Origin of the sequence: Paenibacillus sp. FSL K6-4396 (assembly GCF_038002525.1) — a bacterium.
In the GTDB taxonomy this organism is placed as follows: Bacteria; Bacillota; Bacilli; order Paenibacillales; family Paenibacillaceae; genus Paenibacillus; species Paenibacillus amylolyticus_B.
Window position 1 is genome coordinate 1,227,074 of record NZ_JBBOCR010000001.1, and the last position, 17,556, is coordinate 1,244,629.

Genomic DNA, 17,556 nt, shown 5'->3' on the forward strand with positions numbered 1-17,556 from the left:
GGGATAAAGGCGAGGTGCATGCTTCCGAAGTAGCTTTCTTTCAGAAAGCTTTTAGCTCCGCTTCTTCAGGTTATTTCTGTCCTCTACGTTATCGTGTAAACAATTTGTTCATCTTATATGGAAAAGCAACAAAGAAGCCAGCCCTCGGGATATAGAGAGCTGGCTTTAATTGTTTAACCATTGACCATCCAATCGATAACGGGGATAACTGGTCCAATGATGCATAAGAGCAACATAAATCCGGCGAGGTTATAAGATACACTTGTGCCATAATGTGAACGATTTTTTTTGGCAATCAAGAAGGCTGGAATCCAGAAGAGGGCTGCTACTACAAAAGGAATGTGAAGTCCTTGAGTTCCGTTGCTATAAATAGGTATGTTTATTAAGTTAAAAAGATAGTGACTGATCATAAAATTTGCATTGCCCCATTGGAAATTAAAGGCGAGACCCATCAAAAGTACGAGTAGAGAGAGCGTTCCGAGGCCCAGTGGTTTTCGTTGTGTTGTCATGTGATATCCTCCATAACCAAGTATTTATCCTAAATTAATCCATTAATGTATTGTACCACAATAATGATCTATGCGAAGAGGAATTGTTTCACTTTTGTTGATTACAATTACATCATATGTCCTATTGCCTTCATAAATTATACATTCATGTGAATTTGACCAGCCTCCATTAATCGACAACATCAGCTAATCATAATCGATATAATACATGTACATAAGTTGTTTGATGTGAGTTTTATGTCAAAGGGGGCGAGGCTGTTTGCTTAGTTACACGATGAAAATGGTGATATTCCCGCTAGGTTGTCTGCTTGTCATTCTGTCCTCTTATGTTCTCAGGCTTACCCCTCATATGGCAACAATGTCACTTTCGGCGACATTATTGGTAGCAAGTATTTATGGGGAGAGACGATATCCTGTGCTGCGAAAATTTCAGTGGATTTTTCTCGGGATATTCCACTATTTCAGTGAACTGAACTGGTGCAACATGCTGTATTATATGCTCATTATTTCAATGATCCAGGACAAACCAAGGTTGGCGCAGACCTTGCCGATTTCGTTGCTGCTTATGCTGCAATATACGTTGATTCGGCTTTCGTATGTGCCTGTAGATACATATGCTTTGCTGGTTTCGTTATTTGACCTGTTAACCTCGGTTGTTATCATTTTTTTATATCATACCTTAATCAACAGTGAGGTCGAGAAGCGCAGGCTTCGGGAAAAAAATCGGTTCCTGACCCTGCATGATCCGCTTACCGGACTGTTGAATTACGAAGGTTACATGGAGGTGTTACATAAGACAGTAGAAGAGCAGCGGTCTTTTTTGCTTGTCCTTTTGAACGTCAATAACTTTAGCGGCTTTAAAAAAGATTCAGAAGATCCTTGGTGTACGGTAATCACAGGTACAGGTCAGATGATTAGCAATCATTTCACCGAGGCCTATGGCATATCCCGGTATGCAGGAGACCGATTTGCGGTCGTTTTGCCGGAGATACAGGATGTGGAAGAACGAATGTCGTCACTGCTATCCGTGCAGCTTCAAGGACTCCAGGTAAGCTATAGCATCTCCCTGTACCCAGAAATGTCGGATTCGTTGCAGCACTTTATGACGGTAGCCGAGGATAGGCTGCTTCAACAACAGCGCAGCAAATGGCTGAAAAATGAAGAAGAAGTATTTCGTTCCGAAAGACTAAGGGCTGTAGGTGAACTGGCCGCGGGTATGGCTCACGAAATTCGAAACCCGCTTACCGCAATTCGTGGATTCCTGCAGCTTTCCCGTGGACAAGCCTTTAATATCGCGCCATGGTATGAAGTGATTATGGGTGAGGTGACGAGAGTAACCGATCTGACGGCTGAATTTTTGCAGTTTTCCAAACCACATGCCAATCATATGAAGCCTGAACATTTGGGTCACTGCCTTGAACGAGTGATGTCTCTGACCGAGTCAGATGCGGCATCTCGAGGGCATCAAATTACACTTGAAATGACTAATGAGCCAGTTGTGATCATCATGGATCGGGATAAAATTGTACAGGTATTGATCAATCTGATTCGTAACGCTTTTGAAGCAATGACAGACCCTGGTGAGGTTCATATGGATTTGTTGCAGGACGGAGATGCAGTACTCATTTCAATTACAGATACAGGAAGCGGCATTCCGGAAAATTCGCTATCCACCATCTTTAATCCATTTTATACAACCAAAGAAGAAGGTACGGGACTGGGACTTGCACTCTGCCAGAAAATCGTTCAGGATCATAATGGTAAAATTACCGTCCATAGCGAAATGGGGGTGGGTTCTACCTTCACGCTTCATCTGCCAATGGAGACGTAAATCATATAACTTACCCAGAGATAGCAATTAAATAGTCATTAGACAAAAACATAAAAACGCCGCATGGGTCCTAAAGAACCCCGTGCGGCGTTTAGTATTTCGATTAAACTATTGTGCAGTAGCTATGCAGACACACTTTAGTTCGACTTATTGAGCTGTCCCTGATGTAACTGATAGTAGAATCCTTGTTGCTGCATCAACTCGTCATGGCTGCCCCGTTCAGCGATCTGTCCATCATCAATGACGAGAATCTGATCGGCTTCACGAATCGTGCTCAGTCTGTGGGCGATGACAAAGCTGGTGCGGTCTTTCATTAAAGTGCGCATTGCTTCTTGGATCTTCATCTCTGTACGCGTATCAATGCTGCTTGTTGCTTCATCCAGAATAAGAATGGCCGGATCAGCCAGAATTGCCCGGGCAATGGTTAGCAGTTGTCGTTGTCCCTGACTCAGATTACTTCCCCCGGAAATGATGGGGGTATCGTAGCTCTGTGGCAGTTTTCGGATGAACGAATGTGCATTCGCCAGCTCAGCCGCTTGCCTGATCTGTTCATCGGTTGCGTCGGGCTTGCCGTAGGCGAGATTGTCGCGAATGGTACCCGAGAACAGGTAGGCATCCTGAAGTACAATGCCGAGCTGCCGACGGAGTTGATCCTTCTCCAGTTCCGAGATGTCACATCCATCAATGGTAATCCGTCCACCTGTAATCTCGTAGAAACGGGGTAACAGGTTGATAATGGTCGTTTTACCTGCACCGGTGGGTCCAACGAGTGCAATCATCTCGCCAGGTTTTGCGGTAAAGCTAACCTTCTTCAGAATGTCTCGCTCCGCACTGTACCCGAAGGACACATCCTCAAATACAACTTTACCTTGAATCTGATCCAGTTGTTTTTTCTGTTCCTCCACGTATTCGCCAGGCGTATCCATAATGTGAAACACACGTTCAGCACCTGCGATTGCAGCCTGAATCAGATTGTACTGATTGGCCAGATCGTTGAGAGGTCGCTCAATCTGGCGGGAGTAACCGAGAAAGCTGACGATTAGTCCGATGGATGTCAGATCATGATAAGCCATCCATCCACCTACAGAAGCCAGTATGGCAAACCCGATATTGTTCATCACGTTCATCGTAGGCCCAACCAAACCCGAAACGGTCTGGGCCTGTGTGCTGGATGTGCGCAGTTTCTCGTTCAAATTCTCAAAATGTTGATGTGCCTGATCCTGACGGTTATAGGCCGCTACGACTTTTTGTCCAGCAATCGTTTCCTGAGCATACCCATTCAGTTCACCGAGCAATTTCTGCTGGGCGGTGAAGTGTTTGCGTGTTCTTGACGCGATCAGGCGAGTGGCGATGGTAATCAACGGTACCGTTATCAGACTGAGCAGGGTAAGCCGAACATCGAGTGCAAACATGATCGACAAGGAACCAACGAGCAGGATGGCACTGGACATCAATTGAGTTACGCTTTGATTCAACGTTGTAGATACGTTATCGATATCATTGGTGGCCCGGCTCATCAGGTCCCCGCTTTGATTTTTATCAAAAAAACTGACAGGCAGCTCTTGTAGTCGGGAGAACAACGCATGTCGCAGATCCTTAACGGTCAGTTGGGAGACACCAATCATGACATAGGATTGAGCCCACATCAGGAGTGAGCCAAGGACATAAACACTCAGCAAAAGAAGACATTCCTTCAGCAAACCCGCTGTTACTTTGGGCACGATATGTTCGTTAACGGCGCGGCCGAGAAGATAAGGTCCTGCCAGATTGAGCAGTGTACCAAGAGCCGTCAGCACTAATGCAGCGATAACTCCTTTACGATGACGTCCCATATACGACCACACCCGAAACAGGGCATGGCGAGCATTTTTCGCTCGGACTTTGGGGACAGGTCCTCTGCCCGCTGGTCCGGGTCTTCCGATGGGAGGCACGACCGTTTGTTGTATGGAGGAAGATGCAGGTTTAGCCAAATTGAACATCCTCCTTCCGTTGCTGCGAATAATAGATCGATTGGTAGTGTGATGAATGTGCCATAAGGTCATCATGTGTGCCCCTGGCAACGATCTGTCCTTCATCAATGACATATATACAGTCTGCATCCTTCACGGAGGAGATCCGCTGTGCAATCAAAAAGGTCGTGCTGTCTTTCATTAAGGACTGCAAAGCCTTCTGAATACTTGCTTCCGTGCGCAGATCCACAGCACTGGTGCTATCATCCAGAATCAGTACTTCAGGTCGCATGAGCAGGGCGCGTGCAATGGAAATCCGCTGTTTCTGTCCACCGGACAGATTGACCCCGCGCTGGCCCAGTTCCGTGTCATACCCGTCTTTCAGTTTCATAATAAAATCATCCGCAGCCGCAGCCTGTGCCGCAGCACGCAATTCAGCATCCGTTGCATTGGGCCGGCCGAAGCAAATGTTATCCCGGATGCTACCGCTGAACAGAATGGATTCCTGGAGCACAATGGATACACGGCTGCGAAGATCCTGAAGATCCCAGTGACGAACGTTCACTCCATTCACGAGCACTTCACCCTGTGAAGCATCATACAGACGGGGAATCAGCTGCACCAGCGATGTTTTGCCTGAACCTGTTGAACCGATCAGGGCCACTTTCTCACCCGGGCGAGCGATCAGGTTAATGCCGGTAAGTGCATGTTCTCCGTCATAACGGAAAGATACGTCTCTGAACTCCACTTGACCGCCTGTGTGCGAGGGAAGGGGAGACGATTGGTATGAGTTCTGATCACGGATAGAAGACAGTGACTGTACTTTCCCGGAGTTATCGGTTCCCGATTGAATATCTGGCTGTGTATGTAACACCTCGTTGAGCCGGGCAGCAGACACCTTGGCGCGAGAGAAGCTCATCATCATCATGCCGATCGACGTGAGGGATGAGAGGACAACCGTGACATAGTTGATAAAAGCAATCAGATCTCCGGCAGCAATATCGCCTCCAACTACCTGGAAGCCTCCGAACCACAGCACCGCTACAATGGTAGCGTTCAGCATCAAACTGAGCACGGGTGCATTCAGCGTGACTATACGCCAGGCTTTGACGGCGGTTGAAGTATAATCTTCGTTGGATTGCTTGAACCGCTTTTTCTCCAGACGTGCACGTGCAAACGCCTTGACGACACGGATGCCGGCAAGATTCTCCTGGAGCACGGCGTTGACCTGATCAAGTTTGCTCTGAACACTGGCGAACAGCGGATAGGAAGCTTTTATCAGAATAAATAAAATAATAAACAGTACCGGCACAGTGGCAATAAGAATCAAAGCCAGCTTCACACTAATTGTAAATGCCATGATAATACTACCGATAATCAGCATCGGCGAACGGATAAACATCCGCAGCAGCATCTGTACAAAAGTTTGCATCTGGGTAATATCACTGGTCAGACGAGTGATCAGAGATCCTTCCTGAAACGTATCCAGATTGCGGAAGGAGAAGGTCTGAATATGATCAAACAGTTCCTGACGCAGATCCGTGCCGTATCCCACGGCAGCTTTGCTTGAATAGAGTGTGCAGCCTGCGCCGCCAACCCAGCCGATTAACGCAACAAGCAGCATGATCAGTCCTGTAGTCACAATATGGGACAGGTTCCCTGCAAGTACACCATCATCCACGATGCTGGACATCAGTTTGGGCTGGAGCAGGTCCATGGTTACCTCAAGTACCATGAGCAGAGGGGCGACGATTGCCGCCGACTTATACGGGGTCAAGAATCGTTTTAACGTCCACAATAGGAAATCACCTCAGTTTTAATTGCATAAGTGAATCAATTTCATCAACCTTTAACTGCTTCAAGCCAGTTTTTGTTAGCGATGTCGAGAGTTTGCATCACCTCAGGATTCACGCAGGTTTTGGAGCATACGCTGTGCAAGTAGAGACATGATCCGGGATTCTTCCGGTGTAAAATCTTTCTGAGCCTGCTGTTCCAACTCCTGAATCACTACTCTCAATTCTTGAAGCGCAGAGCGCCCCAGATCGGTCAAGTATACCCGCAGACTGCGCAGATCCTTTGGGTCTGCTTCGCGTCTCACATAACCGGATGATTCCATGCGCTTGAGCATGACGGTTACCGTTGCGGGACTGCGCTGAAGTTGTTCGGCCAGGTTTTTCTGGGATTGGCCATCTTCCCGTTCAAGCTGGAACAGCAAAGGGGGCTGCCCCGGGTATAGCTCGGGGTGGTTCACAAGTTTCTCATGAACCTTGTAACGTTTCAGTTTCACGAGTTCGGATAGCTGTCCCATTAACCGCTCATTTTGGACTGGGTTCATATCATCTACTCCATTTCTACCTTCATTCGATCTTCTCGGTACTGAAAACCAGACTTTTTGAACACATCATTTAGTTAGTCGACTAACTAAATTTTAAGTTTGATTTGACATATCGTCAAGTGAATACAGATCATTTATTTTGGATTGGAAATATTGACCTGAGACAAAACGATGTGATAAATTGATATTATCTAATTGTTAATAACAAAACGTTAATAACAGAATGGGGTTTATATCGTATGACTAACGAAGGTTCCTCTGGAGGAAATGCTCCCAATTACCAGGAGCATCAGGATCAGGCACATATTAGTGAAGAACAGTTTTTGGACAGCTATGATGCTGGCGATTATGAACGTCCTTCCGTCACCGTGGACATGTTGGTATTTACGATTCGCAGTGAAGCTCAGGAGAATTATCGCAAGCTTGCGGAACCCGAACTCCAGTTGCTGCTGATTCGGCGAGGTGGCCATCCCTATCTGGGACAGTGGGCTTTACCGGGCGGATTTGTCTCCATGCAGGAATCATTGGAAGATGCTGCTCGGCGGGAATTGTTGACGGAGACGGGGCTGGATGATATTTATCTGGAGCAACTGTACACCTGGGGAGATGTCGATCGAGATCCACGTACACGGGTTATCAGCTGTTCCTATATGGCGCTGGTGGATAGCAGCGAGCTGGAGCTTCAGGCCGGTGATGATGCCAGTGAGGCCAATTGGTTTCGTGTGGAGCAGCGTCTTCTGGAAGAGAAACGCCATATCCATGAGCGTGGACGTGTGACAGAACGCAGGCTGCAATTGATTTTGACCAATGGAACAGAAGAGTTGTCGGCCATTGTTGAGACAAAAGAAACGATAGAAGGAAAAGTGCGGAGCCATCATTTGGCGTTGGATGAGGTTCAGGGGATTGCATTTGATCATGCCAAAATCATTCATTACGCACTTGAGCGTCTGCGATCCAAGATCGAGTATTCAGATATTGCATTCAATCTGATGCCGGAGACGTTCACACTGACTGCACTTCAGAAAGTACATGAGATCATCAGTGGCAAAAAACTGCTGGCTGCTGCTTTCCGGCGCAAAATCGCCGATTGGGTCATTGAGACGGGGGACTATGCGAGCAGTGCCGGTCATCGACCATCACGTTTATACAGATTGAATCCAGAGAGGCATACACCATAGAAAAACGGTAGGAATTAATGAACTCGTACGAAGTGACTCAGGCCAGAGGCCCGGATCGCTGTATACATGAGGAGCAAGTAAAGAGGGGATATGGATGGAAAAGTTTACGTTTTTCTGGCGGACAGCATCGCCGTTCTCACAGTGGCACCCGGCGGACTTTACCGTGAACGGGGTTCACTACACGAGTGCGGAGCAATACATGATGCACCAGAAAGCACTGCTGTTTCGGGATCAGACCATCGCAGACAAGATTTTGAAGGCAAGCTCTGCTTCGGTACAAAAAAAGCTGGGCAGACAGGTCGCAGGTTTCGACCAGACGTTATGGGAAGCTGAGTGCCAGCGCATTGTTTACGAGGGGAATTGGGCCAAATTTACACAAAACGAAGAACTGCTAACCGCGCTGCGTGCCACTCGTGGAACGACCCTTGTGGAAGCAAGCCCGGAAGATCGCATCTGGGGTGTGGGACTGGCGGAGGAAGACCCGCGCATTCGTAATCGAAGAACATGGCGGGGAACCAACTGGCTGGGTGAGATTCTGACCCGTCTAAGAGAAGATATAGGAAGTGATTCAGATGAGTGATCAACAACAGGATAAGAACAATAGCAGCAAAAACAAAAATAGCAGTGGACGTTATATCCACGACAGTAAACCCGATAGATCAACTGGTAATGGTGGCTCTAATTCACGTTCCAAGCGGGCTAATATCGCACAGCAGACGTTGACTATTTTGGATGAAGGGCAATATGTAAATGGTTATGATCGCAAGGTTGAGATAAGTAACGATGTGCAGCAAGCGATCCGAAATTCGGTCTTATACCGTCCAGCAGAATTGTCCGCGCTCGGAGAAAAGCGTCGTACAGAAGCTCACGTTGGAATTCAACCCGTAGCTTCATCCGCTGAGGTTGAAGCTGTGTCAGTTCGCATTGAGGTTACTGGCGAGACTACACTTGGAGCCGCTTCACGTTTGACGGTAGCAGAAGGAAGAGAAGATGTGGTCTGTCTAAACTTTGCCTCGGCAAAAAATCCTGGCGGTGGCTTCCTTGGCGGAAGTCAGGCACAGGAAGAGAGTCTGGCCCGAGCGACAGGACTATACCCGTGCATCGCTCAAATGGATGAAATGTACGATTACAATCGCAAACAGCGATCGGGCCTATATTCGAATTATATGATCTATTCACCGGATGTTCCGGTGATCCGTGATGATGAAGACCGACTGCTGGACAAGTATTATGTATCATCATTCATTACTGCGCCGGCGGTGAATGCGGGTGTGGTGAAAGAGCGTGGAGAAGCGGATGATCTACAGATTGAGTCGGTGATGAAGGAACGCATCCGTTATATTCTGGACGTGGCTTCTGCGAATGGTCACCGCACGATTGTTCTGGGCGCGTATGGTTGCGGCGTATTTCGCAATGATCCGGCAGTGGTAGCGAAGTATTTTCATGATGTGTTAGTGGGAGAGGCATGTAAGGACGCCTTTGAACGAATTGTATTTGCCGTATATGATCGATCAGCAGGTCAGAGAACATTAAAGGCGTTTCAACGTTTTTTGGCAGAGGCCTAATAAAAAAATAAGGGATCTACATAGTTTGAACTAATCATTTGCACGATAACGGAGAGGACAGAAAAAACCTGAAAAAGCAAAGCGTTCGCCTTTATCCCTGGATTTTCCCGTCTAGAAAAAGGGAATCGAAAAAATCTGGGGATAACAGCGATTGGAAGGTTGTTCTGTCATCGTAGTGTCAGTGTAAATAATCTTTAGTTCAACTATTGAATGAGAGCGCTTGATAAAGGAGAGGAATGCGATGCAGTTTCATGAGAGAGAACAGGATTTATTTGAACTGGGGGATGATTACACGCTTGCACACTGCATATCAGCCGATGCAAGGATGGGGAAGGGCATTGCGGTCCAGTTCCGGGAGCGATTCGGATTGGAGAATCTTCAAGAACAGGCCAAACAAGAGCCGCTTGAGATTGGACGATGTTATCCGGTAGGACGGACGCTCAATCTGGTCACCAAAGCAAAGTTCTCCAATAAGCCGACGTACCAATCGTTGACGAATGCAGTAGAATCCATGCGGGACGTATGTGTGATGGAAGGCATCACTAAACTGGCTATGCCCCGAATAGGATGCGGGTTGGACAGACTGAAATGGGAGAAAGTCAGCCCAATTATTCAGAAAGCTTTTGCCGACACGGATGTTGAGATTATTGTCTGTACAGTGTGAGTGTACTTGGTGGAAGAGGATAGATTGCAGCTTGCTGACAGGTCCAAAGCAAAAAACCTCAGCTTTGAGGGGAATAGAGTGTACGTATGATTCATACAAACGCTGTTCCGATTTCAAAGTGAGGTTTTTTTTGGTTATTTTTTGGAGAACATTTCTTTGGCTTCATCCATGGCCATTTTATTACCAATCGATGAGTAATCGAGCCAAGGTTGTGCCCCAATCGGGTAGACATGACCGGCTTTGACGGCTTTCAGACCTTGCCAGATCGGATTGTTTTGCAGCTCCTTGAACATGGTTTGGGCTTCATCATCCGAATTCACAACCACAAAGATTGCATCTGCATTATAGTCCGGCAATATTTCACGGGAGACGACTTGATACGGTTTAGTCGAATCAATATCTGTAATCCCTTTGGCAGGAGTCAGACCAAGATCATCATACAAAATGGGACCCATGGGACGGCGTGTACTGAACACACGTAATTCTTTGGCAGTAACACGAATCGCCATTACGGTACCATCACCAATCGTGTCATGAATCAGAGATTTCACTTCTTCCGTCTCAGTCGCGTAGTCCTGAATGTATTGCTCGGCTTCCTTCTCGCGATTCACGAGTTTGCCAATTTCTTTCAGATGGTCACGCCATGTACCGTCATCCAGATTGAAGACATGCACCGGAGCAATTTTTTCGAATTTGGCAATATCACCACCGGAGAATTCTTCGTCCAGATAGATCACATCGGGTTTCAGGGCAAGCAAAGCTTCCATATCCGGGTCTTTAACCGGACCAAGTGGCGTTGTATTTTGAAGTTGATCAGCAACATGGGACAGGAAACCTTTGGCTTCTCCACCGATAACAGAACCAACCGGCGTAATGCCGAGAGACAGCAGATCATTGGTCAGGTGGATCGACATGGAGGCAATGCGTTGCTCTCCCGTATTTGCACTGTTGTCTTGATTGTTGGTTGAAGTATCCGTAGACGAACCACCAGAAGCAGATGATGAATCATTGGCCGTTCCACAGGCAGCGAGTACAAGCACCAGACAGATACTCAGGACAAGCATAAGATTTTTCTGTAACATAGGTAGTCACATTCTCCTTGAACATCTCTTGGATGTCTTTATTGTTTTTTGAAAAAAAGATCACTTGCTTCGTACTAACAGGTACAAAAAGTAAGGTGCGCCAATCGCAGCAACCACTACACCTGCCGGAATGGCGTTAGGCTGAAAGATCGTTCGCCCGACCGTGTCGGCGGTCACCAGAATAACCATGCCGATGAGCCCGGCAGCAGGGATCAAATGCCGATGCATCGGACCAACAAGCCTACGCGCCAGATGTGGTGCGGCCAGACCGATAAAGCCGATCCCACCAGCCATCGATACACTTACGGCAGACAAAGCCACGGCACAGAGCAGCAAAATCACACGCTGGGATCGGACAGGTGTCCCGATACTGGTTGCGGCAGCATCTCCAAGATTGAAGGCATCAAGTGTTTTGGATCGACTCCAAATGTACGAGATACATAGCACCACCCAGGGAAGCAAAGCTTGCACATGAATCCAATCCCGGCCCCAGACGCTTCCTGCGAGCCAGCGAGCGGCAAAGGAATAAGTGTCTTCATCCAGACGCAGGGATAGATAGAGTGTTAACGCATGGAACCCGGCCGCTACCGCGATTCCCACCAGAATCAGCTTAATGGGTGATACGCCGTTATGGCGATCATAAGACAACAGCATGATGATCAGGGCGGCGGCAACACTGCCTGCAAAAGCGAACAACGGAATCAGCAAGGCCACAGAGCCATCCATCGTAAAGGAGAGACTAACAAACACCATTAGTCCAAATGCTGCCCCTGCATGTAATCCCAGAATGCCCGGGTCCGCCAATGGATTGCGGGTGATCCCTTGCAAGGCTGCTCCGGCAATACCAAGTCCCGCTCCGGCCAGTACAGTTACCAGAATGCGAGGCAGTCGGTAATCAAACAGTACAATCTGATCATCCGAACTGCCATTACCAAGTAAAGTCTGGAACACAGCCGCTGGGGAGAGACGAATGGTTCCCGTGTTCAGGCTGATCACAATAACGGCAATGGCGATGCAGAGCAGCGTGATACTGACGATTATTGAACGTTTACCTCGTGAAGGTGTATTAAAATTCATCACTACAAGGCCCTCCTTTCTTTACGGGCCAGATAGAGGAAGAACGGTACTCCAACAAAGGCGACCATAATGCCTACCGCGAGCTCCTCGGGCGGGTTCACAATGCGTGAGCCCAGATCGGCGAGCACCAGTAATATCGCTCCAAGCAGAGAAGACATCGGAATGATGAGTCGATAATCCACACCCACCAGTTTGCGGGAGATATGAGGGATGACCAGTCCGACAAATCCAATCGAGCCTACTGCCGACACGGACACGCCAGCCAGGACAACAACCGCTGCTAGGGCGAGAAACCTCGTCCAGCGCAGGTTGATCCCCAGATTAATCGCCACTTCTTCACCTAGTGACATAAGCGATACACGCCGGGCGAGTGGCATAATCAGCACCAGTGTCACGAGCAACACAGGAAGAATCAGCTTCAGATGCCGCCATTCTATTCCGCCAAAACCTCCTGCATACCAGAAGGCCAGATCCTGACTCAGGTCAAAATAAATGGCAACGCCTGTGCTGAGCGAGGTTAACATGGCTGCAATAACGGCCCCGGCAACGGTCAGTCTAATGGAATTTAGACCACCCGGTGCTGCCATGCCAAGCAGGAAGATAAGCAGTGTGCCCAGAACAGCCCCCACGAATGATAAAAACATAATCCAGCCGTATGGCAGTCCGGGCCAAAAGGCAAAACTCAATGCTACGACAAAAGTGGCTCCAGCATTGATGCCCAGAATGCCCGTGTCTGCCAGCGGATTACGCGTAATACCTTGCATTAAAGCTCCTGCAACGGCAAAGGCAGCACCGATAATAACCGCGGCAAGGACACGAGGCAGCCGCAGTTCATGAATAATCTGATGTGGTGTCAAAGCCGGGTTGTACTGAAATATGGCAGCCCATACGGTTTCCAGCGTTAGCCCTTTGGCACCTAAAGAGATGGCGACAAACATACTTAGCAGCAGTATGGCTATGGCAGACAAAAATGTCAGCCCAACGGTCACTGCAGATTTTCTTGAATTAGACGGACGATGTGGCAGTCCCGGATGTTGAATACGGGTCACTCCTTTGGTACCAACAACGTATTTCATTGTTATTGATTATCATTATCAATTAGTGATCATTATAGAATCTTAATTCAGGCCCGTACATGGCATAAATTAAGATTTTGGAGATGGACATTTTTTAGATTACATAAGTGAAGGTTTGTTCGTCAACATAGAGAGCGCTTCATCGAGCTGGATGTTGATGGAATATGGAGCATATACGACCCACGAGTTCCAGTCGATGAGATGTACACGTCCGTTTTTTACCGCAGGATGGCTGTTCCACAGTGGATTCGAAGCCATCTCTTTCAACAGTGTTGCCTTTTCATGCATAGAATTAATCGCCAGTACCAAAACGTCCGCCTCCAGTCCGTCCCATTCGCCTGGTGTGAAGGGCAGCCAGTTGAATCCAACGCCGGGAGGTTTGCCAGCCAGTTCGGTCTGAATGCGCTGAGGAGCGGCCAATTGCAGACTGCGGTAAAAGACATGTCCGAAGTTCCGATGGCTGTACATCCGTGGCCCTTTAGGCGTTAACGTGCCAACGGCAACGGTAATATCTCCGACGAGTTCCTTCATTTTTTTGCGTGCACGCTCTGCCTTGCGTTCATGTCGATCCAGCCAATCTGTGGCTGCTTGGGTACGATCCACAATGGATGCAATCTGATGCAGATGACCGAAGACATCTGTCTGGTTCCAGGGAATCGTGATGATGGGAGCGACATCGCCAATATGCTCCATCGCTTTGGCAGCTGCATTGTCCTTGGTCAGAATCAAATCAGGATTCACATCGAGGAAAGCCTGACGTCCCTGTTCCCACGGTTCATAAGCGTGGAAGGGCAGTGCCAGCGATTTGGGCAGATGAGGCAGGTGACCCTGGATCTGAGCTGCGCATGGCGTGATGCCAAGTGTCATCAGGTGGTCCGTGTATGGATAGGAGAGTGACACGATATTTCGGTGGACCTGCTTCGAATAGGAAGTTGGCGCATAACCGGCATGGTTTCGGAAACGTCTGCTGAAATAAAATTCGTCACGGTAACCCACTTCACGAGCCACATCACGGATACGCAGATTGGAAGTGAGCAGCAATTCCTTGGCCCGGTTCATCCGCAGATGCGTGATATATTCAATCGGATTTTTCTGCATGCGACTCTTGAATAGCTGTGAGTAATAGGACGGATGCATGTCAGCCAATTCGGCCAGATTTTCCAGCTTGATCTCGTGCATGTAGTTTTCGCGCATGTATTGCAGGGTGGACCTGAGCCACTGTTCCGGTTCATCCTGTCCAGCCGTTTCGTCAGTGGGCTCTTCTTGAGGCCAGAGCATATGTAACAGTTCCGTCAGGAGGAGCTGTGCTTTCAAGCCTGTTTCCAAACCTTCGCTGGTTAATTGTGTAAGCTGTGCGGCAATGCGCTGTATACCGTAAAATGGGCCCTGAATCCAGCCTGTAACAGGAGAATTGAGCTCACGTTCGTAGATTCGTCTCGCTTTTGTTTTCTCCGTAGCCCGATACAGATCGAAATGAATGATATATAGTTCAATATCATGTTCTTCATCTCCGATCAGCTCGATTGCAGTTCCTGGTGTGCACAGACAAGCTGATTTGCGAGCCATGTGGGATTCGGTCCCATTTATGATTAGTTCGCCTGTGAATTTGTGCATGTATATAAAGGTATGATGAGCAAGTTCAGTAGTGGACCAGCGCCATTTTCCATGGTTTATATGTTCTGCCTGACGAAGTTCGATCAGGGTATCATTCAGGAATGCATCCAGATCTGCCCGGTTTAAGGGTTCCTTTTCTAAATTGGGACTCGTCTGCTGATGTAAAGTGTGTGGATTCATGCCGCTGTGGGTGGTACTGGGGATGGTAGTCATGGTGCTTGCGACCTCCTCTCTTATGAAAAGTTATTTGGTTAATGATTGAATCGGGAACGGGACTATATTCGCTCGAATCCGGATCATGCCGTGTGGACACATGTGCAAAATCTGGATCGCGCTTTGTGAAAACTATACCAAGAGCTTACCGTCAGCTCGGAGACGCTGGAGTATAATTATTGGTTGCCTTGTCTGTCAGGGCCCGTTCGCAGTATTGTCAGATATTTTTTTAACCTGTAAGACAGGGATAGGATGTTGTTGATCAGGTGTGATGGTTGATTTAACAGGATTATTGCTGGTTACAACCATGCCAAGGGACAAGACCTTTTGGCTCCTCGTCTGCTGATAATCTTAGCAAATCTACTGGAGAATTGAAATGTACACAGAGATGTTCGAGTCCCTGATGAACTGGAATTCTAATGAGAACACATAATCGAAATCGTTTTCTGACGTAAGCCTTTCTTTTTGGTAAAATAAAGGGGATAACCTGTTGGCCTGATCTGAATCATGAACCTTTTTAACACCATTTGCAGTAGGGAGGCTTTAATATGACAGAAGTAGCGGGACGGGAAAAAGTACGTTGGGGCATTATGGGCACGGGATGGATTGCATCCCAGTTTGCAAGGGATTTGGAGCATGCAGGAAACGCTGTGAAAGCAGCGGTAGGTTCACGGACAGCGGGAAGTGCGGAGAAGTTTGCAGCTGATTATGGTTTTGCACGCGCTTACGGTTCTTATGATGAGATGCTGCAAGATCCTGAAGTAGATATTATCTATGTGGCAACACCTCATCCTGTGCATAAGGAAAATGTAATGGCTTGTCTGGAGGCAGGCAAGGCGGTGCTCTGTGAAAAGCCGTTTACGATGAATGCACGCCAGTTGGAGCAACTGGTGGAGACGGCACGGGAGCGCAATCTTTTCCTGATGGAAGGGATGTGGACACGCTTTTTGCCGCCGATTGCTCAAGCCAGAGCATGGATCGCAGAAGGTCGAATCGGTGAAGTACGTTTGCTGCAGGCAGACTTTGGATTCCGTGCCGGTTGGGAGCCGGAAGGAAGGTTGCTTAATCCGGATCTGGGTGGAGGAGCTTTACTGGATGCAGGGGTGTACCCGATCTCCTTTGCTTCGATGATCTTTGGCGAACAGCCCCAGCATGTATGGAGTACGGCCAATATCGGTGAGACGGGTGTGGATGAGCAATTTTCCGTATTGTTATCCTATTCCGAGGGGCGTTCTGCCTCACTGAGTGCTGCCATTCGTCTGAACCTCAGTAATGAAGCGGTCATATACGGTACGGAAGGCAAGATTCGTCTGCCTTTATTCCTGGCGGGTAAAGAAGCCTATCTGCATGTGAATGGTCAGGACGAGCCCGAGAAGTTTACGGATGATCGAACATGCATTGGTTATGCTTTTGAGGCAGAAGAAGCGGGACGTTGCATCCTTGAAGGCCGAACGGAGAGCCATACTATTAAACTGGACGAATCCCTGGAAATCATGAAGTTGATGGACACGATCCGGGGCCAGTGGGGATTGCGTTACAAATCGGAGTAAACAGACAGGAGCTGACGTGTGATGGTGAAAATTCTGATATCCGGGTTTGAGCCTTTTGGCGGAGATGCGGTGAATCCGACGGGGGCGTTAATGGAGGCTCTTGCAAACGAAGTGATCGAGGGTGCTGAGCTAAAAACAGTGTTGTTGCCCGTGCACTTTGATGAATGTGCAGACCTGCTGATCGCAGAGATGGAAGCCTATCGGCCAGATGTGGTCATCGCCTGTGGGCTGGCCAAGGGCAGAACGTGCATCACACCGGAGCGGATTGCCGTTAATGTCAAAGACATTCCGCCTGGCTCCTATGCAGATAACCAAGGACAGCATCCTGTGGATGAGCCAATTGTAGATGGCAGCCCGGACGGTTTGTTTTCCACGTTGCCCATACGTGCCATGGTGAATGACATGTCCGCAGCGGGTATTCCAGCTACCGTGTCTAATACAGCAGGTACATATATCTGCAACAACACGATGTATCGGGTACTGGATCACATTCGAGTAGGGCAACTTCCGATCCGTGCCGGATTTGTACACTTTCCGGCCTCGACAGCGATGGCTGTGTTGCAGCCTTCCGTCCCTTCGCTACCAATTCCCATGATGCTGGATGCGCTGCGGATCATGATTCGCACGGTTGTGGCGAAATCATAGGGTATGCTTGCGGTCGTTCGGCTGCGGTTGCAGCAGAGCGTAGGCGATGGTTTATTCGTAGACCACAGTTGTGAATGGGAGAACGGTGAGTTGGGAAGGGTTACAGTAGAGTTCCAAGATGACGTGGAGAGTGTGGAGTTGCATGGGTTTCTTTCTGCTTCTATCCTGGGTTGAGTAGGATGATAGGTATGAGTGTAAGTATGAAGTGAATATAGAGTTATATATATAGTCAAAAAAAGAGCTATCCCACCGTCATAAGTCTGACGTT

General features: G+C 48.2%; 15 protein-coding genes. 7 read left to right on the forward strand and 8 right to left on the reverse strand.

Translation table 11 applies throughout. From position 1 onward, the window contains the following. Positions 1–173: 173 nt before the first annotated feature. On the reverse strand, positions 174–509 hold the full coding sequence (locus MHB85_RS05425; RefSeq protein WP_192132841.1) for a hypothetical protein: 336 nt from the start codon (positions 507–509) through the stop codon (positions 174–176). 274 nt (positions 510–783) lie between these two features. Here MHB85_RS05425 and MHB85_RS05430 point away from each other — a divergent pair, with 274 nt between their 5' ends. Next, positions 784–2,340, forward strand: a complete 1,557-nt coding sequence (locus tag MHB85_RS05430; RefSeq protein WP_223199856.1) for an ATP-binding protein — start codon at positions 784–786, stop codon at positions 2,338–2,340. Between the two features lie 137 nt (positions 2,341–2,477). Here the strand turns inward: MHB85_RS05430 and MHB85_RS05435 are convergent, their stop codons facing one another. The 3 genes from MHB85_RS05435 to MHB85_RS05445 form a co-directional block, all read right to left on the reverse strand. Further along, positions 2,478–4,310, reverse strand: a complete 1,833-nt coding sequence (locus MHB85_RS05435; protein ID WP_192132843.1) for an ABC transporter ATP-binding protein — start codon at positions 4,308–4,310, stop codon at positions 2,478–2,480. Then, positions 4,303–6,087 (reverse strand): ABC transporter ATP-binding protein, encoded by a 1,785-nt coding sequence (locus tag MHB85_RS05440; protein WP_149846353.1) that lies wholly within the window; start codon positions 6,085–6,087, stop codon positions 4,303–4,305. Before MHB85_RS05440 ends, MHB85_RS05435 begins: the two co-directional genes overlap by 8 nt. 102 nt (positions 6,088–6,189) lie before the next feature. Next, entirely contained in the window at positions 6,190–6,624 is a 435-nt protein-coding gene (locus MHB85_RS05445) for a MarR family winged helix-turn-helix transcriptional regulator (RefSeq protein WP_192132845.1), read from the reverse strand. 239 nt (positions 6,625–6,863) lie between these two features. On the opposite strand from MHB85_RS05445, the gene MHB85_RS05450 reads away from it, so the two are divergent. From MHB85_RS05450 to MHB85_RS05465, 4 genes are all read left to right on the forward strand, one after another. Further along, positions 6,864–7,802, forward strand: coding sequence for an NUDIX domain-containing protein (locus MHB85_RS05450; RefSeq protein WP_192132847.1), 939 nt, complete (start codon positions 6,864–6,866; stop codon positions 7,800–7,802). 94 nt (positions 7,803–7,896) lie between these two features. After that, positions 7,897–8,382: an NADAR family protein gene (locus tag MHB85_RS05455; protein ID WP_192132849.1), complete on the forward strand. Its 486-nt coding sequence runs from the start codon at positions 7,897–7,899 to the stop codon at positions 8,380–8,382. Beyond that, positions 8,375–9,367 carry a TIGR02452 family protein gene (locus MHB85_RS05460; protein ID WP_192132851.1) on the forward strand — a complete coding sequence of 331 codons (993 nt, stop codon included), beginning with the start codon at positions 8,375–8,377 and terminating at the stop codon, positions 9,365–9,367. Before MHB85_RS05455 ends, MHB85_RS05460 begins: the two co-directional genes overlap by 8 nt. A gap of 241 nt (positions 9,368–9,608) precedes the next feature. Beyond that, on the forward strand, positions 9,609–10,031 hold the full coding sequence (locus MHB85_RS05465) for a macro domain-containing protein (RefSeq protein WP_149846355.1): 423 nt from the start codon (positions 9,609–9,611) through the stop codon (positions 10,029–10,031). 134 nt (positions 10,032–10,165) lie between these two features. Here MHB85_RS05465 and MHB85_RS05470 read toward each other — a convergent pair whose 3' ends face one another. The 4 genes from MHB85_RS05470 to MHB85_RS05485 all read right to left on the reverse strand — a co-directional run bounded on the left by MHB85_RS05470 (position 10,166) and on the right by MHB85_RS05485 (position 15,093). Next, entirely contained in the window at positions 10,166–11,113 is a 948-nt protein-coding gene (locus MHB85_RS05470) for an iron-hydroxamate ABC transporter substrate-binding protein (protein ID WP_341072586.1), read from the reverse strand. Positions 11,114–11,173: 60 nt separating this feature from the next. Beyond that, complete coding sequence (locus tag MHB85_RS05475) at positions 11,174–12,190, reverse strand: FecCD family ABC transporter permease (RefSeq protein ID WP_091015698.1); 1,017 nt, start codon at positions 12,188–12,190, stop codon at positions 11,174–11,176. 2 nt (positions 12,191–12,192) lie between these two features. Continuing rightward, positions 12,193–13,266: a FecCD family ABC transporter permease gene (locus MHB85_RS05480; RefSeq protein ID WP_081745833.1), complete on the reverse strand. Its 1,074-nt coding sequence runs from the start codon at positions 13,264–13,266 to the stop codon at positions 12,193–12,195. Positions 13,267–13,365: 99 nt separating this feature from the next. Next, complete coding sequence (locus tag MHB85_RS05485) at positions 13,366–15,093, reverse strand: AraC family transcriptional regulator (protein ID WP_192132854.1); 1,728 nt, start codon at positions 15,091–15,093, stop codon at positions 13,366–13,368. 548 nt (positions 15,094–15,641) lie between these two features. Between MHB85_RS05485 and MHB85_RS05490 the strand changes: the two genes are divergently transcribed. Continuing rightward, positions 15,642–16,643 carry a Gfo/Idh/MocA family protein gene (locus MHB85_RS05490; protein WP_192132856.1) on the forward strand — a complete coding sequence of 334 codons (1,002 nt, stop codon included), beginning with the start codon at positions 15,642–15,644 and terminating at the stop codon, positions 16,641–16,643. Between the two features lie 21 nt (positions 16,644–16,664). Further along, complete coding sequence (locus tag MHB85_RS05495) at positions 16,665–17,288, forward strand: pyroglutamyl-peptidase I (RefSeq protein WP_192132858.1); 624 nt, start codon at positions 16,665–16,667, stop codon at positions 17,286–17,288. Positions 17,289–17,556 lie beyond the last annotated feature (268 nt).